Annotated in this window: 17 protein-coding genes; 9 read left to right on the top strand and 8 right to left on the bottom strand. The window is 65.8% G+C overall.

The window, feature by feature from the left end:
- Positions 1–48: 48 nt before the first annotated feature.
- The 5 genes from ACQUQO_RS01880 to lipA all read right to left on the bottom strand — a co-directional run bounded on the left by ACQUQO_RS01880 (position 49) and on the right by lipA (position 6131).
- Positions 49–1557: a dihydrolipoamide acetyltransferase family protein gene (locus ACQUQO_RS01880; protein ID WP_435076247.1), complete on the bottom strand. Its 1509-nt coding sequence runs from the start codon at positions 1555–1557 to the stop codon at positions 49–51.
- Positions 1558–2568, bottom strand: a complete 1011-nt coding sequence (locus tag ACQUQO_RS01885) for an alpha-ketoacid dehydrogenase subunit beta (RefSeq protein ID WP_435076248.1) — start codon at positions 2566–2568, stop codon at positions 1558–1560. It abuts the gene before it with no gap.
- On the bottom strand, positions 2565–3668 hold the full coding sequence (pdhA, locus tag ACQUQO_RS01890; RefSeq protein WP_435076249.1) for a pyruvate dehydrogenase (acetyl-transferring) E1 component subunit alpha: 1104 nt from the start codon (positions 3666–3668) through the stop codon (positions 2565–2567). The genes ACQUQO_RS01885 and pdhA overlap by 4 nt, the downstream gene beginning before the upstream one ends.
- 425 nt (positions 3669–4093) lie before the next feature.
- The gene (locus ACQUQO_RS01895) at positions 4094–4945 is read right to left on the bottom strand and encodes a VOC family protein (protein ID WP_435076250.1); all 852 of its coding nucleotides are present in this window, start codon (positions 4943–4945) and stop codon (positions 4094–4096) included.
- A 22-nt stretch (positions 4946–4967) separates the two neighbouring features.
- Positions 4968–6131, bottom strand: a complete 1164-nt coding sequence (gene lipA / locus ACQUQO_RS01900) for a lipoyl synthase (RefSeq protein WP_435076251.1) — start codon at positions 6129–6131, stop codon at positions 4968–4970.
- Here lipA and ACQUQO_RS01905 point away from each other — a divergent pair.
- From ACQUQO_RS01905 to ACQUQO_RS01935, 7 genes are all read left to right on the top strand, one after another.
- Positions 6028–6459: a CBS domain-containing protein gene (locus ACQUQO_RS01905; protein ID WP_435076252.1), complete on the top strand. Its 432-nt coding sequence runs from the start codon at positions 6028–6030 to the stop codon at positions 6457–6459. The two genes, lipA and ACQUQO_RS01905, sit on opposite strands and share 104 nt — an antisense overlap.
- Before the next feature lie 80 nt (positions 6460–6539).
- Positions 6540–7949, top strand: coding sequence for an MATE family efflux transporter (locus tag ACQUQO_RS01910; protein WP_435076253.1), 1410 nt, complete (start codon positions 6540–6542; stop codon positions 7947–7949).
- A gap of 40 nt (positions 7950–7989) precedes the next feature.
- Positions 7990–8433 carry a hypothetical protein gene (locus ACQUQO_RS01915; protein WP_435076254.1) on the top strand — a complete coding sequence of 148 codons (444 nt, stop codon included), beginning with the start codon at positions 7990–7992 and terminating at the stop codon, positions 8431–8433.
- A 202-nt stretch (positions 8434–8635) separates the two neighbouring features.
- Positions 8636–10963 (top strand): DEAD/DEAH box helicase, encoded by a 2328-nt coding sequence (locus tag ACQUQO_RS01920; protein WP_435076255.1) that lies wholly within the window; start codon positions 8636–8638, stop codon positions 10961–10963.
- A 39-nt stretch (positions 10964–11002) separates the two neighbouring features.
- Positions 11003–11734: a topoisomerase DNA-binding C4 zinc finger domain-containing protein gene (locus ACQUQO_RS01925; protein ID WP_435076451.1), complete on the top strand. Its 732-nt coding sequence runs from the start codon at positions 11003–11005 to the stop codon at positions 11732–11734.
- Positions 11735–11803: 69 nt separating this feature from the next.
- Entirely contained in the window at positions 11804–12829 is a 1026-nt protein-coding gene (gene endA, locus ACQUQO_RS01930) for a tRNA-intron lyase (protein WP_435076256.1), read from the top strand.
- The gene (locus tag ACQUQO_RS01935) at positions 12826–14388 is read left to right on the top strand and encodes a tryptophan--tRNA ligase (RefSeq protein ID WP_435076257.1); all 1563 of its coding nucleotides are present in this window, start codon (positions 12826–12828) and stop codon (positions 14386–14388) included. The genes endA and ACQUQO_RS01935 overlap by 4 nt, the downstream gene beginning before the upstream one ends.
- A gap of 157 nt (positions 14389–14545) precedes the next feature.
- Here the strand turns inward: ACQUQO_RS01935 and ACQUQO_RS01940 are convergent, their stop codons facing one another.
- Positions 14546–15610 carry a ferredoxin--NADP reductase gene (locus ACQUQO_RS01940; protein WP_435076258.1) on the bottom strand — a complete coding sequence of 355 codons (1065 nt, stop codon included), beginning with the start codon at positions 15608–15610 and terminating at the stop codon, positions 14546–14548.
- Positions 15611–15887: 277 nt separating this feature from the next.
- Between ACQUQO_RS01940 and ACQUQO_RS01945 the strand changes: the two genes are divergently transcribed.
- Positions 15888–17387 (top strand): phenylalanine--tRNA ligase subunit alpha, encoded by a 1500-nt coding sequence (locus ACQUQO_RS01945; protein ID WP_435076259.1) that lies wholly within the window; start codon positions 15888–15890, stop codon positions 17385–17387.
- Positions 17388–19100 (top strand): phenylalanine--tRNA ligase subunit beta, encoded by a 1713-nt coding sequence (gene pheT / locus ACQUQO_RS01950; RefSeq protein WP_435076260.1) that lies wholly within the window; start codon positions 17388–17390, stop codon positions 19098–19100.
- Here pheT and ACQUQO_RS01955 read toward each other — a convergent pair whose 3' ends face one another.
- Both ACQUQO_RS01955 and ACQUQO_RS01960 read right to left on the bottom strand, forming a co-directional pair.
- Entirely contained in the window at positions 19101–20150 is a 1050-nt protein-coding gene (locus tag ACQUQO_RS01955; RefSeq protein WP_435076261.1) for a quinone-dependent dihydroorotate dehydrogenase, read from the bottom strand. It abuts the gene before it with no gap.
- A gap of 14 nt (positions 20151–20164) precedes the next feature.
- A complete protein-coding gene (locus tag ACQUQO_RS01960) occupies positions 20165–20362 on the bottom strand; it encodes a hypothetical protein (RefSeq protein ID WP_435076262.1) in 198 nt (65 codons plus the stop codon).
- Positions 20363–20488: the final 126 nt, after the last annotated feature.

Here is a 20488-nt window from a genome sequence, read left to right on the forward strand (position 1 = left end):
CGAACGCAGACGCGCGGGCGTGAAAAATGAGTGGGGTCCTGCGGCCAGCTACACTTCCAGCAGCAGCCGTTGTGGGTTTTGCAGGAACTCCTCGACGCGGTTGGTGAACTGCGCTGCGATGGCCCCGTCGATGACGCGGTGGTCGATAGAGAGCGAGAGCGTCATCACCTGCCGCGGAACGACCTCCCCATCCACGACTCTGGGTTTCTCCTTGATGGCTCCGAGCGCGAGGATCGCCACTTCCGGGTGGTTGACGATGGGCGTGGCGTACTCGCCGCCGATGGCCCCGACGTTGGTGATGGTGAAGGTCCCGCCCTGCATCTCCTCTCGGGAAATCGAACGCTCGCGGGCCTTTTCGACCAGTTCGTTCATCTCCGAGGCCAACTGGAGCATATTCTTCCCGTCGGCGTTCTCGATGACGGGCACCATTAGCCCGGCATCGGTCGCGGTCGCCACGCCGATGTTGTAGTACTTCTTCTGGACGATTTCCTCGCTGTCCTCGTCGAGCATGGCGTTGACCATCGGGAACTCCCGGAGTGCGGCCACACAGGCCTTCATGACGAACGGCATGTACGAGAGACCGATGCCGCGCTCGTCGGCCACTTCCTTGAGTTCCGCCCGTGCCTCGACCAGTTCGGTGACATCGACCTCGTCGTGGTGGGTCACGTGGGGAGCGGTGTACTTCGAGCGCGCCATCTGCTGGCCGATGGTCCGGCGCACGCCCCGGTAGGGAATCCGCTCCTCCTCGCCCGACTCGGCGAGCGCCTCCCGGTCGGCGTCTTGGGCGGCCTGCTGGGCTTCGGCGTAGGACTCGACGGCCGCTGGCGTGACGAACGCCTCGCCGTTGCGCTCCTCGCCGGTCGGTACGGCATCGATATCGACGCCAGCGTCCTCGGCCAGTTTCCGCGTCGCGGGCGCGGCGAGCGTGCGGTCGCGGTCGGCGGCCGACTCGCTCGCTACCGACCCGCTCGCCGGCGATGGTATGCCGTCCCCGGTGGATTCGTCGTTCCCGATGCTCGTGACGGCCGGCTCCGGCGAGTCGTCGCTCCCGTCGCCACCCGTTTCGTCCGTCCCGCCTTCGGCAGCCGCACGCACGTCGCGCTCGCTCACCCGGCCGCCGGGACCGGAGCCGTCGACAGTATCGATATCGACGCCGAGTTCGCGCGCCAGCCGCCGCGCGCTCGGCGCGGCGAAGACGCGCCCGCTCGCCGTCGACGTCTCCTCGTCCGTCGTCTCCGCTTCAGTCGCCGATGTGTCCGCCTCCGCGGCATCCGTTTCCGCCGGCTCCCCAGAGGTCGCTGCCTCGGTTTCGGTATCGCCTTCCTCGGCGAAGGTGATTATCACGGTGCCGACCGGCACCATCTCGCCCGCTGCGGCGTGGATTTCCTGCACGCTGCCGTTCACCGGAGAGGGGACCTCCACGACTGCCTTGTCGGTTTCGACCTCGGCGACAGGTTGGTCCTCTTCGACCGTGTCGCCCTCCTCGACCAGCCACTCGACGATTTCTCCCTCGGCGACGCCCTCGCCCACGTCCGGGAGTTCGAACTCGCGGACCATTCAGAACTCCGCGGCCTCCCGGATGCCCCCTTCGATGCGGGCGGCTTCGGGCAGGTAGTAGTCTTCGAGCGCGTACAGCGGGAACGGCGTATCGAAGCCCGTGACGCGCGTTATCGGTGCTTCCTGATACATGAGAGCCTCCTCCTGAATCGTGGCGGTGATCTCGCCGGCCAAGCCTCCAGTCTTGGGTGCCTCGTGGACGACCGCCGCCCGGCCCGTTTTCTTGAACGATTCCACGATTGCCTCGTCGTCGAGCGGCGAGAGCGTGCGCAAATCCACGACCTCGCAGTCGATGCCCTCCTCGGCGAGCGTCTCGGCCGCGTCCATCGTCGGACGGGTCATCGCGCCCCACGTGAACACCGATATATCGCTTCCTTCCCGACGGACGGCGGCCTCGCCGAGCGGAACAGTATAGGACTCGTTGGGCACTTCTTCCCTGAAGGCACGGTAGATGAGCTTCGGTTCGAGAAAGAGCACGGGGTCGGGGTCGCGAATCGCGGCGGCGAGCAGCCCCTTCGTGTCGTAGGGTGTGCTCGGAATCACGACCTTCAACCCCGCTTCGTGGACGAAAAACGCCTCCTTGGACTCGGAGTGGTGTTCCGGCGCACGGATGCCGCCGCCGTAGGGTGCGCGAATCACCATCGAACAGGTGAACCGGCCGCGCGAGCGGTTCCTGAGTCGCGCCGCATGCGAGACGATCTGGTCGAAACCCGGATAGATGAACCCCTGAAACTGGATTTCGGGGACGGGTTTCATCCCGTAGGCGGCCATGCCGATGGACGTCCCGATGATGCCCGATTCGGCCAGCGGCGTGTCGATGACCCGGTTTGCGCCGAACTCGTCGTACAGCCCCTGTGTCGCTCGGAAAACGCCTCCATTCTTGCCGACGTCCTCGCCCAGCACGAGCACGTCGTCGTCCCTCTCCATCTCGCCGGCCAGCCCGTCGCGGACGGCTTGGACGAGCGTCAGGCTCTGTGTCTCTCCGTTCTCCTGCTGTTCTGTCGTGCTCATTCGAGGAGTTCCTCGTCGCCGTGGTCCTCACGCAGGCGTCTGAGATACTGTAGCTGCTGGTCGAGCCGTTTGGGCATCTCGGCGTAGACGTCCGCGAACATCTCCTCGGGGTCGGGTCGCTCGTGGGACTCGGCGGCGTCGATGGCGTCGGCCACCTCGGTCTCGATCCCCTCCTCGATGGCGTCGATACGCTCGTCGTCGAGCAGTCCCTGACTTTCGAGATACGCCTCCAGCCGCGGAATCGGGTCCTTTCGCTTCCACTCCTCGACCTCGTCGTCCTCCCGATAGACCGATGGGTCGTCGGCGGTCGTGTGGGCACCGAAGCGGTACTGGACGGCCTCTATCATCGTCGGCCGCTTCTCGTCCCCGTCGGGGTCTCTGGCCTTCTCGACGGCCTTCTTCGTCGCGCGATAGACCGCGAGCGGGTCCATCCCGTCGACCTGAATCCCCTCGAACCCGTAGGCGTCGGCCTTCTGAGCGAGCGTTTCGCTCGCGGTCTGGCGCTCTCTGGGCACGGAAATCGCCCACTGGTTGTTGTTACAGAAGAAGATGGTTGGGGTGTCGAACACCCCGGCGAAATTCATCGCTTCGTGGAAATCGCCCTCGCTTGTCGCGCCGTCGCCGAAGTAGCACAGGAAGGCCTTGTTCTCGCCCTTCAATTTGGAGGCCCACGCCGCGCCGACCGCGTGGGGGAGTTGGCTCGCAATCGGTACCGCGGGCGTGAAGATATTGGCGTCCTCTTCGTCATATCCCACCTCGTGGCCCATCCAGTAGAGCAATGTTCGTTCGAGCGAGAACCCCTTGATGAGCGACGCGCCGTGTTCGCGATAGCTCGGAAAGAGCCAGTCCTCATCGGCGAGCGCGTGGGCGCTTCCCACCTGTGCACCTTCCTGGCCCGACAGCGGCGGGTAGGTGCCGATGCGGCCCTGTCGTTGGAGCGAGACGGCACGCTGGTCGAAGTGGCGCACCAGCCGCATCTCGCGGTACATCGCGACGAGCAGCTCGTCGTCGATGTCGGGCACCGTCGCGCCGTCGCGTACCTGTCCCTCCTCGTCGAGTACCTCGATGCGCTCTCCCGGGTCGTGCTGTAACGTGCTCACGGGCGGAGCCACCTCGCTGACATATCCACACAATCGATTGCCGCAGTTATATTCTTTTTGTAAAAGGGTTTTTGTGGCTGCCAATCTTGCCGTTCGAACCCACGGAATCGTCCGTGCATACGCTTCACACACGAAAAACACCGATTTCGTCAATAATTCCCTCCTGTCCCGAGCAATCGGAACATCGACCTGCGGTCGGCGGTCCGTTCGTGGCCCATTGGGCGTTCGATGCGGGTGCTCTCGGGAGCCACGATAGGCTCCATACTCCGATCCGTGTCTTCTCCGGCTGCTGCCAGAAACGCCATGTACGATAGCGGGCGCGTACCGGGAACAGGTATCCGCGCCGCCGTCGCTCCCGACTGCGGCCAGAACCATCATCGGCTGACTTCGGATTTAGCCAAAGGCGGATGACGTCGGAGAGTGACTTACGTCTCGACGCGGAGCCGAACCTCGATCTCGTCCGGACCGACGACCGAGATACCGTCATCCGTCTCAGTCACGGTGAACTGACTGCCCGCGACTCGGTCTCGAATCGCCGCAAGCGCCTCCATCTCCGGAAGGACCACTTCGAACCAGGACAGCCCTCTGCCCTCGACTGGTCCCGTCCGGTGGTGCCACGTGTTCGCACCGATATGGTGGTGGTAGTCTCCAGCGGACACGAACGACGCGTCCGGCATGACCGTCTGGACGTCAAACCCGAGAGTGTCGACGTAGAAGTCGCCGAACGTCTCAAGCGAGGTGACTTCGAGATGCACGTGCCCGACATCCGTTCCGACTGGGACGCCTGACTCGCCTGTACCAGCCGCTGCCACCGGTTCGAGGTCGATGGGATAGGTCCCGATTCGGACACGCCCGTCGTCGGCGATGGGCCACTTCTCGCGAGCGAAGTCACGGTAGATTTCGACGCCGTTCCCCTCCGGGTCCGTGAGGTACAACGCCTCACTGACGCCGTGGTCGGACGCCCCGCCGAGCTGCCACCGGTTCCGTATTCGCGCTAACGCGTCACCCAACGCGCCACGCGAGGGGACCCTGAATGCGGTGTGATAGAGTCCCGCTCCCGACCGGTCCCGGGCGAGTGCGTCCTCGTCTCGCTCCAGGATGAGGAGTGGCGTCTCCTTGACACCGAGGATTGCCGTCGTCTCGGAGCGACTGAGGACGCTCAGGCCGACGACCTCTCGGTAAAACTCGGCCGTTTCATCGAGGGCCGACACCCGGAGTGCCGTTCGGCCTATCCGGGTCTCGGACGGAAGCGCGTGTGAATCGGGGTCGGAGTGCATTCTCGTTCGGTCTCCAGCGCCGTTAGGCTGGTCCCGAGGCCGCCCGCGCCGACCGGCGGGCCTGTTCGACCGACTGACCCTCGCCCAGTACGGCCTCGACGAACAGCTCGCCGGCCTTGTACGACGACCGGACCATCGGCCCGCTCGCACAGTACAGGAAGTCGAGTTCCTCCTCGGCGACCGCACGCCACGTCTCGAACTTGTCGGGGTGCACGTAGGACGAAACGTCGAGATGCGAGCGCGATGGCTGGAGGTACTGACCGAGGGTCACGACGTCCACGTCGGCCTCCCGCAGGTCCGAGAGGGTCCGATAGACCTCGTGGTCGTACTCGCCGACGCCGAGCATGATGGAGGTCTTTGTATGGATGGTCGATTCGCGCTCGACCTGTTCGAGCACCGATAACGACTGGGAGTAATTCGCCCGGCGGTCGCGGACGGGCCACTGGAGCCGCTCGACCGTTTCGATGTTGTGGGCAATCACATCGGGATCCGCGTCGATGATCTCTCGAACGAATTCCGGCTCGCCCTGAAAATCCGGAATCAGCACCTCCACGAGAATCTCGGGGTCGCGCTGCTTGATGGCCTCGATGGTGCGGGCGAAGTGGGCGGCCCCGTAGTCGTCGAGGTCGTCGCGGTCCACGCTGGTGAGCACCACGTAATCCAGCCCGATTTCGACGACCGCATCGGCGACGTTTTCCGGCTCGTCGGGGTCGAGTGGCTCCATCCCTCCAGTTTCGACGTCACAGAAGTTACAGCCGCGCGAGCAACGCTCGCCCATCAGCATGAACGTTGCGGTGCCGGGACCACTGCCCGGCCCGTCCCGGCCGGACCAGCACTCGCCCATGTTCGGGCAGTTGGCCTCCTCGCAGACGGTGTGGAGGTCGCGCTCGCGCAGCGTCCGTTTGATGTCGGTGAACTGCTCGCCCGACGGCGGGCGGGTCTTCAGCCACTCGGGCTTGCGGGCGCGACTCATACCCTCCCTCGGGGTTCGCCCGGCAAAAACGTGCGGTTCGTCGGTTCGAACGAATCTTGCCGGAACGACCATTATGGTTAAGTCCGGCGAGCGAGACCCATCACACGCCATGAAGGACACTCCTGTGAGCGATATCATGACCGCGCCGGTGCGGACGGTCGATGGCGAGACGACGGTTGCCGTCGCCGCCCGCGCGCTCACCGAGCAGGGCATCGGCTCGCTCGTCGTCGGCGAGGAGCGCATCGAGGGCATCGTCACCGAGACCGACGTCGTCGGCAGCGTCGCCGAGGGTCTCGACCCGACCGAGACGGCGGTCTCGACACTCATGTCCGAACCGGTCGTCACCATCCGTCCGGACGACAGCGTGGGCACCGCCGGCGAGCGCATGGGCAAAAACACCGTGAAGAAGCTACCCGTCACCGAGGGCGGCCAACCCGTCGGCATCGTCACGACCACTGACCTCGCCCATTTCCTGCCCCAACAGCGCGTCGGGATGTCCGTCCAGCCCGAACCGGACGTGGACAAGGGCGAATACGAGTAACGGCTCGGCGCTTGCCCGGACGACCTGTTTTTCCCGCGACCACGCGAACGATTAACTACGAAGACGAGCGATAGCTACACATGTTCGACGTCTCGCCCGAGGAAATCACCGAGGGGTCGCTCCCGCGCGCGCTCGTCGTGCTCGCGGCACCCCTGCTAGTACAAAACCTCGTGCAGGTCGTCCAGCAGGTCGTCGACCTCTTCTGGCTCGGGCGGCTGAGTTCCACGGCCGTCGCCGCGGTCGGACTCGCGCTGCCCGTCGTCGCCCTGACGTTCGCGCTCGTTATCACCGCGCCGTTCGTCGGCACGCAGATCCTCGTCTCCCAGCGCGTCGGTGGCGATGACGTTCCCGCTGCACGCCGGGCCGCCTTCACCGGTCTCTGGCTCGTCGTCGTATTGGGAATCGTCGGCGGCGCACTCCTCGCCTTTGGCGCGCGCCCGCTGACGGACCTCCTCACGCTCGCCCAACCGGGGGCCGACGGAACGGTCACGAGCCTCGCGGCGACCTATCTCGCGGTGTTCGCGGTCGGGATGCCGCTCGCGGGAGCCAGCGACGCCATCGAGGCGACGTTCATCGGCTGGGGCGACTCGCGCGCGCCGCTGTACGTTTCGGTCGCCACCGTCGGTGTGAATCTCGCGCTCGACCCCGTGTTGATATTCGGCTGGGGACCAGCGCCGGCGCTCGGCGTCCGCGGTGCGGCGCTTGCCACGGTGGCCGGCTTCGGTGCCGGGTTCGTGCTCGCGGCGGCGCTCGCCCTCCGCGGGCGCAACGGCTGGATGTACTCGCGCGCGGCCGCCGTCGTCGATTTCGACGAACTCCGCGAACTCCTCGACGTGGGTGCGCCGGTCGCCGGACAGGGCGTCGTCAGGCAGGTCGTCCGCGTGCTCGTCGTCGCGGTGGCCTTTGCCGCCGGCGGGGCGGCGGGTCTCGCCGCCTATTCGGTCGGTGCGCGAATCGCCGCCATCGCGTTCGTCCCGGCTATCGGATTACAACAAGCGGCCCAGAGTGTCATCGGTCAGAACCTCGGGGCCGAGAGACCGGACCGCGCCCGGCGAGCGACGTATCTCGGGGTCGCTATCGCTGCTGGTGGTCTCGCGGTCATCGGTCTCGTCCAGTGGTTCGTTCCGACCGCGCTCGCCACCGCGTTCGCGCCCGCGTTGACCGAGCGCGCGCTCGAATTCACCGTCGAGTACCTCCGGATTCTCGCCTATGGCTATCCCGCCATCGGCGCGGCCTATCTCTTCGAGGGCGGCTTCAACGGCGCGCGGCGCAGCCGGACGAGTTTCGTCGCCACGCTGCTCCAGTTCTGGGCCGTTCGCCTGCCCATCGCCGCCGGAGCCGGCGTCGTCTTGGGTGTGGGGGTCGTCGCGGTCTTCTGGGCCGTGACGCTCTCGAACATCGCCGCCGCCGTCGGTCTCTGGCTCTACTATCGCCGCGAGACCACGAGTGGAATGCTCGAACGTGCGAGCGAACGCGTCGCCGCCGACTGAGTGGAGACACGCTGATTACGCCGGCGACGCTAGTTCGGCCATGAACACAGCGAGCGCGGACCGACTCCGCCGGGGATGGGAGTATTACCGGCGATACACGAAACAGCGGACGGGCATCCACGCTGCGGCGACGGCGGCGCTCACGGGATTGGGGCTGCTCGCGTATTTCGAGCAGTGGTTCGTCGCCGTCGCCATCGTGGCCTATCTCCTGCCACCCATCTATCTCTACCTCGCTGGCGACGACCTCGCCGAACGCGACCCGCCAGAGAGCGAGCACACCCCACGGCCGGGCGTCGCCGGGGGTCACGATGGCGACGCCGATTCGGATGACATCGATACCGACGCCGATGCTGACGGTGTCGACCGCGATAGCGACGCGGACGGCACCGACGCCGACCGCGACGCGGATGGCTTCGACGGCGATGCCGATGCTGACGGTGCGGACGGGGATGCCGACGGCGCTGACACGGATTTCGACGGATGACGGCCTCACTCGACCGCTCTCATCGCTTCGATGCGGTACGGAAACGCCTTTGCCCGCCCCGTTCGCATGGCTACTCACGTGACTCCCGCCGTTTCACATCGCTCACGATGCGCTCGTCGAACTCACAGGGGGAGGCCGTGAACGCCGTCGTCTCGCTCCGCTCACGACGTACTCGTGGGGACTGCTCCCGGGAGCGATCCGTATGAACGTCGCCGAGGCGGTCCCCGAGTTCGCCGACGCCTTCGCCTTCGAGTCGTTCAATCGGATGCAGCGCGAGGCACTGCCGGCGATTCTCGACAGCGACGAAAACGTCGTCGCCAGCGCGCCCACGGCGTCGGGAAAGACCGCCCTCGCCGAACTCGCCATCTGTAAATGCCTCCAAGCCGGCGGCACGGCCCTGTTCATCGCGCCGCTGCGTGCACTCACCAACGAGAAGGAAAGCGAGTGGGAACGGTTCGAGGAGATGGGGTACTCGGTCTACGTGGTCACCGGCGAGCGCGACCTCAATCCCCACAGGGCAGAGCGCGCGGACATCCTCGTGATGACGCCCGAGAAGGTCGACTCGGCCACGCGAAAGCACGACTCCCCTCGGTATGGCTTCATCACCGACGTGGGCTGCTGTGTCATCGACGAGGTGCACCTGCTCGATTCGGAAAACCGGGGTAGCGTACTCGAAGTCACGATTTCGAGACTGCGCCGGCTCGCGTCCCCACGCATCGTTGCGCTCTCGGCGACGATGCCCAACGTCGAGGAGGTCGCCGACTGGCTCGATGCGCCCTCGGAGACGACCTTCGATTTCGGCCAGGAGTATCGACCCGTTGACCTCGAATCCGGCGTCCGGACCTACACGCACGGCGAGAACGCCTTCGCCGACAAGTACCGCCGACTCTACCGCGCGCTCGATTTGGCCGAGGAACACATCCGCGAGGACGGGCAGGCGCTGGTCTTCGTCGCCTCGCGGCAGGACACGGTGCGCGCTGCCGAGAAAGCACGTGACGAACTCGCCTCGCGGGACGTTCCCATCGGCGCGCGCGGCGACTACGATTTCCACACCGAAACGCAGGCCCTCGAAAACCAGACCCTCCGCAACTCGGCGCTCGATGGCGTTGCCTTCCACCATGCAGGACTGTCGAAATCCGACAAAGACCACGTCGAGCAGTGGTTCCGCGAGGGAAAAATCCAACTTCTGTTTTCGACCTCGACGCTCGCGTGGGGAGTCAACCTCCCTGCACGATGTGTCGTGATTCGAGACACCAAATATCACGACCCCCTCGAAGGCGAGGTCGACATGAGTCCGCTCGACGTGCTCCAGATGCTCGGGCGCGCGGGCCGGCCCGGCTACGACGACGCGGGCTACGCCTACGTGGTCTGTGACGGTGCGGATGCCGAGAAGTACCGAAAACTGCTCCGCGACGGTACGGAGATCGACTCCCATCTCACGGCCGACCTCGATACGCATCTCAACGCCGAGATAGCGATGGGCACCATCGACGACGTGCCGGACGTGATGGCGTGGCTCGAAACCACGTTCGCGTTCGTCCGTGCCCGGAGCAGCGCCGACGAGGGTGCGGTCGAGGCGCTCAGAGGGCGGGTCCGCGAGGCGCTCTCGACGCTCGAAGACCGGGGGTTCGTCGCCGTCGAGGAGGGCCACGTCTCGGCCACCCCGCTCGGAACGCTCACGTCGGCGTACTACCTCAGACTCCCGACCGCCCACCGATTTCATGACCTCGCGGGCTCCGACCCGACGACGAACGCCATCCTCGAAACGGTCGCCCGCAGCGCGGAGTTCGACAGCGTGAACGCCCGCCGGGCCGAGCGTGACGCCATCGAGAGCGTGCTCGATGGACATGGTGGGTTGGACCCCGGCAGACGAAAGGTGCTGGCCATCCTCGCGTCGAGCACGCGCGCGGCGACGCCGAGCGAACTCCGCAGCGACGCGTGGGTCATTCGCCAGAACGCCGTGCGTCTGCTCGCCGCTCTCAGAGCCTTCCTCGACCGCTTCGGCTCCGTGTGGGAGGCCAATCGCGCCTGTCGCGTGGCGGCGCGCGTCGAGAACGGCGTCGGCGAGGCGTCGGTCGCTCTCACCGCCATCGACGGCGTCGGACCGGGCCGGGCGAGCAAACTCGCCGACGAGGGCATCGCTACGCCCGCTGCCGTTGTCGAGGCGGGTGTCGAGGACCTCGTCGCCGTCGGTCTCACGGAGGGCGTCGCCGAGCGAGTCGCCGAGAGCGCGCGCGACCTTCCCGCCCTCTCCATCGACTGGGGGGAATTTCCAGAACGCATCGAACGCGGCGCGAACGAGCTGTGCGAGGTCACCGTCGAGAACGGCGGCGACGGCGCGCGCGCCGGGATTCGCGTGTCGGTCAACGACACCGAGATGACCGCGACGAGTTCGTTTCTGGGGACGGAGACGGTGCCGGCACCGGTCTTCGGCGGCGACCCCGACACGCTCAGGTTCACCGTTGAAGTCGTCTTTCCGGACCTGCCGCTGGCTCCGGTAGCCGAAACCAGAACCGTCTGGGTCGATTGAGGCGTATACTCAAATATGAGGGCGCGAGCATGCCCGCTCATGCCCGACGCCATCCGCGTGTTCGCCGGCGACTGCACTATCACCGTCGAGGGCGAGCGCGAACAGCGCGGCGACGTCGTCGTACTCGTGAAACCCGACGACACAGTATTAGTCCACGACCGCGATGGCTATCGGCCCGCGGCGTGGCTCACCCGTCCCGAGTCGCTCAGCTACGAGGGCACGAGCGGCGGGACGTTCTCGCTGACCGCCACCGACGGCGAGTCGTCGCTCGATGTGGTCGCCAACGGCGAGCACGGTCTCGCGCGCTATCCGGCTTCCGCCGCCGGCAGACCAGTGGGGGACTGTCCCGACTGCGGCGGGGCACTCGTCCGCGCGGACGGCGCGGTGACGTGTCTCGACTGCGAGGCACGATATGGTCTACCGGCGGGCGCAGACGTGCTCGACAGGGCCTGTCGGTCCTGTGGACTGCCGACGATGGTCACGGAGCGCGGGCGTGCGTTCACGCTCTGCATCGACCGTGAGTGCGAATCACTCGACGTCGCAGTGAAAACGGCGTTCGACCGCGAGTGGAGCTGTCCGGACTGTGATGGCGACCTTCGCATCATCAGGAACGGCCAGCTGCTCGCCGGCTGTGAGAACTACCCCGACTGCGACATCGCATTTTCCGTTCCCACGGGCGTCGTCGACGGCGACTGTGGCTGTGGGCTGCCGGCGTTCGATACCGGTGGTCGAAGGCGGTGTCTCGACGCGACCTGCGAGCGCGCCGGCTGAGGCTCGTCGGTCGCTGCGAGCAGCGTGGTCGACCGCAGGCGATTTGTCGCCGCGCGACCCGCTGTCGCTATGGAAGGCACGCTCGACGGCGGCGTCGTCAGAGTCGGCGGCGACGCGCGCCAGCGGTTCTACGATTCCAGTGGCTACGGCCGGCCCGACGGGTCGGGCGTCACGCTCGCGCCGGTCGAGGCCGCCCACCTGCTCTTTCGGGACGACCTCGATGCGGTCGACGGAATGGATCTTCGGGAGTTTCTCGCCGCGACCGACTGTGTGGTCCGCTTTCTCGTCTACAAGGACTTCCGCGAGCGTGGGTTCTACCTCTCGCCCGCGCGTGAGGGCTGGGTGGATGCCGACGACGCACGCTCGACGGTGGACCTCGTGGTCTATCCCCAGGGCAACGGGCCGTGGGACGACGAAATCGCCTACCGCGTGCGCGTCGTTGGCGAGCGCGAGTCGGTGCAGGCGAGCGACCTCGGGGACGTCGTCCTCGCGGTCGTCGACGAGGAGAGCGAACTCACGTATCTCGACACCACACGCCCCGAGATGGTAGGGAGCACCGACTACGAGCCGCCGACAGGGGTCGCTGCCGACCTGCTGGCGGACAGAACCGTGCTCTGGAATCCTCCCGACGACCTCTACGAACAGGCGTTTTATGGCCAGCGCCTCGCCGGCCGCGGGGCCGAGGGCGGGCCGCTCCAACTCTCGCTCGTCGAGACTGCATTCCTCGTGCGCGAGGGAGTGCTCGATATCGATGGCGGAGCCCAAACGGTCCTCGAACGTGGCCGACGAGTCGAGGGCGAGCGATTCGACCGCCGACTCGCCGTCTATGCGGCGCTGCGCCGGTCGGGTCTCGTGCCGAAGACCGGGTTCAAGTTCGGTGCCGATTTCCGAACCTACTCGAACGTCGAATCTGTCGCAAACCTTGGCCACTCGGAGTTCCTCGTGCGCGTGCTTCCCCCCGACTATGCCTTCGGGCCGCGCGAACTCTCGCTCGACGTGCGGCTGGCTGGCGGGGTTCACAAGCGAATGGTTTTTGCGCTGACCCACATGAATGGAGACATCGACTGGCTCGCCGTCGAGCGAATCACACCATGACCGACCCAGACCACGAGCGACGAGCGCCAAAGCGCCTGCTTCCCGACGGAGGAACAGCGACCGGAGCCGACGAGACGACGCTCGACCCGTGGGGGTCCTCGACGGTCGCCGACTACCGCAATCTCTTCGAGGAGTTCGGCATCGAGGCCTTCGACGACGTGCTGCCCGACGTGCCGAGTCCACACTACCTGATGCGCCGGGGGGTCATCTTCGGCCATCGGGGGTACGACCGCGTCGCACGGGCGATGGCAAACGACGAGGAGTTCGCCGTTCTTTCAGGGTGGATGCCGACCGGCGACCCCCACATCGGCCACAAGCTGGTCATCGACGAAATCGTCTGGCACCAACAACGGGGCGGGGACGCCTACGCGCTGATTGCTGACATGGAGGCCCACAGCGCCCGCGGGCTGTCGTGGGCCGAAATCGCTCGCCACACCCGTGAGTACCTGTTGAGCCTCATCGCGCTCGGGTTCGACCCCGAGGAGGGCGAAATCTATCGCCAATCGGAAAACCGCGAGTTGCAGGACCTCGCCTTCGAACTCGGCTCGCAGGCGAACCTCTCGGAGATGCAGGCGCTCTATGGCTTCGATGGCGAGACCAATATCTCACACATGCAGAGCGTCATCACCCAGATGGCGGATATCCTCTATCCCCAGATTGAGGAGCCGAAACCCACCGTGATTCCCGTCGGGCCGGACCAGGACCCCCACGTCCGGCTCTCGCGCGACCTCGCGGCCAGCATGCGGTTTTTCGGCGTCACCGAGGCGTATGCGAGCTTCGAAACCGATACCGACGAACGCGCACTCGTCGCCGAAGCGTACGAGTCGCTCTCTGCGAGCGACGAACCGGTCCGCTGTGTCGAGGCTGCCGACTGGCTCGCCGAATCGGGCGACCCGACCGACGCACGCGCGGGCGCAATCGAGAAACTCCGCGCCGCCGGCAAGGAGCCGCTCAGGCCCCGGACCAGATTCCTCGACCGCAACGCGACCGACGACGCCTTCGAGGCCCTCATCGAGGCAGTCGGGGGCGAAAAGCGCGTCTACGAGGGTCACATCGACAGCTTCAACCTCTCGCGGGAGGAGGCCGAATCGCTCGCGCGCGCGGTCGAAATAGAACACGGCGGCCATGGATTCGTCGCACCCTCCTCCATCTACCACCGCTTCATGACCGGTCTCACGGGTGGAAAGATGTCCTCGTCGGTGCCGGCGAGCCACATCAGCCTGCTCGACGACCCCGAAGAAGGGTATGAAAAAGTGAAGTCCGCGACCACGGGCGGGCGCGAAACGGCCGAAAAACAGCGCGAACTCGGCGGCCGGGCCGACGACTGTCCCGTCTACGAACTCTACAACTACCTGCTCGCCGCCGATGACGACGAGTTCGCCATCCGTGTCTACGAGGAGTGCACCGGCGGCGAGCGCCTCTGTGGCGACTGCAAGGAGCAGGCCGCCGGGTTGATGCGCGACTTTCTGGCTGACCATCAGGAAAAACGCGAAGAAGCAAAGGAGGTTCTCGACGGTCTCGACATCGACCTCGGCGTGGAAACCGAATCAGCGAACTGACTACGCCCCGCTACCGCACCGCGACGGCCACACCCTCCCCAACCGACTGCGCTCCTCGCTCGTTTCACTCGCTGCGGTGCTCATCCCTCGCACGTTCTCCGGCCTGCGGCCGGATTCATCGCGCGCCACCGCGAGAACGAGAGTCCTCTCGCTCGTCTCAGCCGTAACTCTCCTCCTCGTAGTAGAGGTCCGGCACGCCGAGCGGTTCGATGACCTCCCGGACACTTTCGCACATCTCACCGATGCCACAGACATAGACTTCGGCGTTTTCGGGGTCGATACGCGCGTCGATGTCCGTTTTCGTCTCGCTGCCGACGAACTCGGCGATGTCGGGCGGGAGGCTATCGGTATCGACGCAGTCGGGGTCGAGATATTTGAGCAGGGTGTGCTGGACGTACTCGGTCTCGCCGTCCCAGTCGCCGAGGTACTCCTCGCGGCTACAGGTGAACACGGGATGGAAATTCGAGTTTTCGTCGGCGAGCTCGCGGAACTCCTCGCGGTAGGGTAGGTCGTCCTTCCACGACGAACCCACCACAAGCCAGACGTCACGTTCTCGGCCCTCGAACTCGTCGCGGCCCTCCTCGAGGGTGTACTCTATCATGCTTTTGAACGGTGCCGCGCCCGTGCCGGTGGCGACGAAGACGAGGTCTCGGTCGGAGGGGTCTTGGAGCATGAACTCGTCGCCGTACGGCCCGCGAACGAACAGTTCGTCGCCCTCGGCGGTGCTGTCACAGAGGTCCGGCGTGAGTTCCCCGCCCGGAACGCGCCGGATGCAGAGTTCGATCTCGTCACGGTTGGGCGAACTCGCAATCGAGTAGACGCGCGGTTCCTCCTCTTCGTAGCTGATGCGTGCGTACTGGCCCGGCACGAACTCGAAGGGTTCCTCAGGGCGAAAGCGCAGGCGCAACAGCGACGGATACTCACGCTCGGCACGCTCGCGGAGGGTATCGACCTTCGTCGCCATCGCGTCGGCCATCGACGTTGCGCCCGTCGCGGCGAGTTCGTCGATGGCTTCGTCCCACGCCTCGTGGTCGTCGACCACGGTACCGGGTGGGTCGTCGAGCGGTGTTCGCTCGACGAGCGTCTCGCGGTCGGCGTCGAGCACGTTCCCGATCTCGTCGATGCGCTGGCGGTCCATCGCCGCGCGCTCGGTGACGACGGCCGGTTGGTTCTCGATCTCCGCGTCGTCGGCTCGTTCACTGGCAATGCGTTTCGGTGACATCCGTCGTCCGAAGCCTCTCGTTCGACGGTGTTAGCTCTTCGGTAGAACATCGCCGCGCCGAGGCTTCGACCCACAAGGCTTTTGCCAATGACTGCGCCAGTCGGTGGCATGGTTGCTGACCCTCGTTGCGACCGATGTGGAGACCGGCCACGAAGCATCGACACAGGGTTCGGCGTTCACTTTTTCTTCGCGGTCTGAGGAGGGTGGACGCCGCGGTGGCCGAACCCCTCGGCTCCGAGTCGGAACCGTTAGTTGGGCGACCCTCGGTATCCACGACATGAAACTTCCCGAACCACAGGTCGCGGTGCTCGAAGCCGCGAGCGCGAACGAGGCACAGTCCATCGAACAACTGGCCGCGACAACCGGCCTGCCACAGCCGACAGTGAGCGGTGCGGCCTTCGCCCTCGAAGCGGAGGGATTCGTCGACCTCTCCGAGCGCGTCGAGACCGACGCGACGCTCACCGACGAGGGCCGCGAGTACGCACGGTCGGGGCTGCCCGAAATCGAACTCTACGAAGCGGTTCGTGAACGCGGCGGCGAGAGTGACCTCGGCAGTGCCATCGAAAAGTCCGCACTCGACGGCCCGCAGGTCGACATCGCGCTCTCGAACTTCTCCAGGAAGAACTACGGAACAATCGAGAGTGGACAGGTTTCGGCCAATCCCGACGTGAATCCGGAAAAGGACCCCGAGCGACTGGCGCTTTCGGCGCTCGCCGATGGCGAACTCATCGATGACCAGTCGGTGCTCGACCGGCTCGACAGTCGTAATCTCGTCGACCGCGAGGAGCATACCGTCCGCGAGGTTACGCTCACCGACGAGGGCGTCACGGTCCTGATGGAGGGTGTCGAGGCGGCCGATACCGTGGGCCAGCTCACCCCCGAGATGCTTACAACGGGGGGGTGGCGCGACGTCGAGTTCGGCGCGTACAACGTCGCAGCCGACGCCGAGCGCGCAGGGGGTGGGCGTATCCACCCGCTCCGGCGGACCGCAGAGCGCGTGACGGACGTGCTCGTCGGGATGGGATTCGAAGAGATGGACGGCCCGCACGCCGACGCGGAGTTCTGGATCAACGACTGTCTGTTCATGCCACAGGACCATCCCGCCAGAACCCACTGGGACCAGTTCACGCTCTCGGCTCCCGCGGAAATCGACGACCTCCCGGACGAACTGGTCGCGGGCGTCGAGCACGCCCACCGTGAAGGGGTCGGCGAGGACGGCGATGGCTATCACTCGCCGTGGTCGGCGGACATCGCACGGCGACTTTCCCTGCGTGGACACACCACCTCGCTGTCGGCGCGCTACCTTTCGGGGGTCGCGGCTGGAGAACTGGAGCCGCCACAGCGGTTGTTCAGCGTCGAGAAGGTATATCGCAACGACACCCTCGATGCGACCCACCTGCTCGAATTCTTCCAGATAGAGGGGTTGGTGATGGCCGAAAACCTTTCAGTACGGGATTTGATGGGCACCTTCACCGAGTTCTACGAACAGTTCGGCATCACGGACCTGGAGTTCAAACCTACCTACAACCCCTACACGGAGCCGAGCTTCGAGCTGTTCGGCGAACACCCGACGACTGGTGAACTCGTCGAAATCGGCAACTCCGGACTCTTTCGTCCGGAGATGCTCGACCCGCTCGGGGTCGACTGCGACGTGATGGCGTGGGGACTCGCCCTCGAACGCCTTCTCATGTTGACCCACGGCTTCGAGGACATTCGAGACGTGCACGGCACGCTTGTCGACCTCGAGTTCCTGCGGAACGCGGAGGTGGTGTATTAGATGCCCGTCGTCGACGTCGACCCTGACGAACTCCGGCGGTTCACCGGCCACGACGAGAAGGACGACGACGAACTCCTCGCCGACCTGTTCGAGTTGGGTCTCGAATTCGAGGGCGAGACCGAGGATGGACTGTTCCAATTGGAGTTCGAGGCCGACAGGCTCGATAGGCTCTCCGTCGAGGGAGTCGCGCGCTCGCTGCGCTATCAGTACGGCGACGACAGTGGCGTGTACGTCCCGTCGACGAACGACCCCGACTGGACCATCGAGGTCGAGGAGAGCGTGCCGGACGAACGCCCCTACGTCACCGGCGCGGTGATTCGTGGGCTGGACCTCGACGAGGCGAGTCTCGACTCGCTGATTCAGTTGCAGGAAAAGCTCCACGCGACGATGGGCCGCGGGCGCGCGAAGGGGGCCATCGGCATCCACGACCTGACGATGCTGAAGGGCCAGAGCCGGAGGGACGGGGAGCAAAACTCCATCAGCTATCGCGGTATCGGCCCTGCCGAAGACAGTTTCGTCCCGCTCGACAGCGATAGAGAACTCACGCCAGAGGAGGTGCTCGTCGAGCATCCGACGGGAGAGACCTACGCCCCTCTCCTCGACGGTTACGACCGCTATCCAGCCATCTACGACGACCTCGGGCTGTTCTCGTTTCCGCCGGTCATCAACGGGCGGCGAACCGAGGTCGATGCGGGCAGCCGGGAGCTGTTCGTCGAACTCACGGGCACCGACCAGTGGACCATCGACCGGATGTGCAACATCATCTGCTACGCGCTCGACGCGCGCGCGGCGACCATCGAGCGCGTGAACGTCGCATACCCCGACCGCACGCTCGACCGGCCCGATTTCGCGGTGGACGAGAAAACCGTCTCTCACGAGCGCATCGAGCGCGCACTCGGGGTCGACTTCGACGAGCGAGAGGTGATAGACCTGCTCGAACGGGCGGGTCTCGACGCCGAGAGCGACTCGGAGGACGGCCCGCTCACCTACTCCGTCTCGATACCCCCCTATCGGACCGACGTGCTCCATCCCGTCGACGTCATCGACGACATCGGGCGGGCGTACGGATTCAACGAGTTGGAACCGCGGTATCCCGACGTGAGTACCGTCGGCGGCCGCCACGAGCGCTCGCGCCACGAGCGGGCGATTCGGGAGACGCTCGTGGGGCTTGGCTTCGAGGACCTGCTGAACTTCCATCTCGTCGGCGAGACCGAAAACTTCGCCCGGATGAACCTCTCGACGGACGACGACGCCCTCGGGGCCACAGACCCCGCGACCATCGCCGAGCCGTACAGCCGCGACTACGAAATCGTTCGGACGTGGGCGCTGCCCTCGCTGCTGATAGTCCTTGAGAACAACACCCATCGACAGTATCCACAGGACCTCGCCGAGGTCGGTCTGGCCGCCCACGTCGATACCGCCAAGAACACCAACGTCGCCGAGGAGCGCCGCGTCGCCGGCGTGCTCGCGCGGACGGACGCTTCCTACGAAGACGCGAAATCCCGACTGGCGGCGCTCGCGCGAGCGTTCGATGTGGCACTGGAAACGCCGGCGACCGACCATCCCTCGTTCATCGAGGGCCGTGCCGCGAGCGTGCTGCTCGATGGTGAGCGTGCGGGCGTCGTCGGTGAACTCCACCCGAATGTGCTGGTCGAGCACGGGCTGGAGGTCCCCGTGGTGGGATTCGAGTTCCGTGCCGACGCACTGCGATAATCACAGGTCCGCACCGACCGCGTCCGTGACCGACGCGAAGCCGTCGCGCTCCAACCGTTCGAGCAGGCCACGGTTGATGTCGCGCGCGATGGCTGGTCCACGATAGATGAGTCCGGTGTAGAGCTGTACCAGCGACGCGCCGGCTCGAACCTTCCGGTAGGCTCCTTCGGCGCTCGATACGCCGCCGACGCCGATCACAGGGATGTCGGTCCGTTTGGCGACGAATTTCACCATCCGGGTCGCGCGTGCTTCGAGCGGCTCCCCGGAGAGTCCGCCCTCCTCGGTACGGTTTTCGCTGCGGAGCGACGCCGCCCGTTCGGTGGTGGTGTTCGTGGCGATGACGCCGTCGAGGGCCAGTTCCTCGGCGACGGCGAGCGCCTCCTCGATGGCGTCATCGGTGAGGTCCGGCGAGAGCTTCACGAGCAACGGGCTCGCGCCGACGTCCTGGAGCGTCCCGAGGATGCGCTCCAGATGCTCGCGGTTCTGGAGGTCGCGCAGCCCCGGGGTGTTCGGGCTGGAGACGTTCACCACGAAGTAGTCGCCCGCCGCACAGTGTTCGTAGGAGTAGCGGTAATCCGCCGGTGCCTCGTCGAGCGGCGTCGCCTTCGATTTCCCGATGTTGACGCCAACCGGAACATCGACGCGCGCACGCGTGAGTCGGTCGCCGATGCGGTCGGCACCGTGGTTGTTGAATCCCATCCGGTTGACGAGTGCCTCGTCTGCCGGGAGCCGGAAGAGTCGCGGGCGCGGGTTTCCTTCCTGTGGCTCGGCGGTGACGCCGCCGATCTCGACGTGGCCGAAGCCGAGCTTCGAGAGCGTGCGCGGGACTTCGGCGTTCTTGTCGAAACCAGCAGCCACGCCAACCGGGGTTGGAAAGTCGAGACCGAACACCTTCGTGTGAAGACGCTCGTCGTCGACGGCGTAGCGTGTGGCGAGCGCCCGCTCGAATCGGGTGTGCTGGATAGCATCGAGGAGGGTATGGGCGGCGCTGTGGGCGGTTTCCGCCGGGAGTCGAAATGCGAGCGGTTTCAACAGGTCGTAGGCATGCATTCCCCGATGATCCGTCAGAAGTCGTGTTCGACCTCGTCCTTGTCGGCTTTCTGGATGATGATCTTGTCCTCACGTACCCGGACGAACACCTCGTCGCCGATGGCCATGCCGGCAACCGCCAGTTCGTCCTCGTGGAGGTTGACGTGGACGTTGTGGTATTCGCCGCTGTCGTCCTTTGCCCCGCTGGGACTGAGCTTCTTTTTCCGTACCATCGCGGAGTCCTGTCCGGGCTTCGACGTAGCGTACACTTAACCTTACGGTCCCGATGACGACCCAACGGGGCTTCGTCGGAGCCGACTCGCCCGAGTGCTCGGCCGTGCTCGTGACTGAGGGCGTCA

The sequence above is a fragment of the Halococcus sp. AFM35 genome, from assembly GCF_051195015.1.
In the GTDB taxonomy this organism is placed as follows: Archaea; Halobacteriota; Halobacteria; order Halobacteriales; family Halococcaceae; genus Halococcus.

Coding starts and splice junctions, on each gene's coding strand:
- ACQUQO_RS01955 (WP_435076261.1), bottom strand. CDS start 20,150: ATGCATGCCTACGACCTGTTGAAACCGCTCGCATTTCGACTCCCGGCG.
- ACQUQO_RS01920 (WP_435076255.1), top strand. CDS start 8,636: ATGAACGTCGCCGAGGCGGTCCCCGAGTTCGCCGACGCCTTCGCCTTC.
- ACQUQO_RS01905 (WP_435076252.1), top strand. CDS start 6,028: ATGAAGGACACTCCTGTGAGCGATATCATGACCGCGCCGGTGCGGACG.
- ACQUQO_RS01915 (WP_435076254.1), top strand. CDS start 7,990: ATGAACACAGCGAGCGCGGACCGACTCCGCCGGGGATGGGAGTATTAC.
- endA (WP_435076256.1), top strand. CDS start 11,804: ATGGAAGGCACGCTCGACGGCGGCGTCGTCAGAGTCGGCGGCGACGCG.
- ACQUQO_RS01940 (WP_435076258.1), bottom strand. CDS start 15,610: ATGTCACCGAAACGCATTGCCAGTGAACGAGCCGACGACGCGGAGATC.
- ACQUQO_RS01880 (WP_435076247.1), bottom strand. CDS start 1,557: ATGGTCCGCGAGTTCGAACTCCCGGACGTGGGCGAGGGCGTCGCCGAG.
- ACQUQO_RS01960 (WP_435076262.1), bottom strand. CDS start 20,362: ATGGTACGGAAAAAGAAGCTCAGTCCCAGCGGGGCAAAGGACGACAGC.
- ACQUQO_RS01885 (WP_435076248.1), bottom strand. CDS start 2,568: ATGAGCACGACAGAACAGCAGGAGAACGGAGAGACACAGAGCCTGACG.
- ACQUQO_RS01895 (WP_435076250.1), bottom strand. CDS start 4,945: ATGCACTCCGACCCCGATTCACACGCGCTTCCGTCCGAGACCCGGATA.
- pheT (WP_435076260.1), top strand. CDS start 17,388: ATGCCCGTCGTCGACGTCGACCCTGACGAACTCCGGCGGTTCACCGGC.
- lipA (WP_435076251.1), bottom strand. CDS start 6,131: ATGCCCTGCTCGGTGAGCGCGCGGGCGGCGACGGCAACCGTCGTCTCG.
- ACQUQO_RS01910 (WP_435076253.1), top strand. CDS start 6,540: ATGTTCGACGTCTCGCCCGAGGAAATCACCGAGGGGTCGCTCCCGCGC.
- ACQUQO_RS01935 (WP_435076257.1), top strand. CDS start 12,826: ATGACCGACCCAGACCACGAGCGACGAGCGCCAAAGCGCCTGCTTCCC.
- ACQUQO_RS01945 (WP_435076259.1), top strand. CDS start 15,888: ATGAAACTTCCCGAACCACAGGTCGCGGTGCTCGAAGCCGCGAGCGCG.
- ACQUQO_RS01925 (WP_435076451.1), top strand. CDS start 11,003: ATGCCCGACGCCATCCGCGTGTTCGCCGGCGACTGCACTATCACCGTC.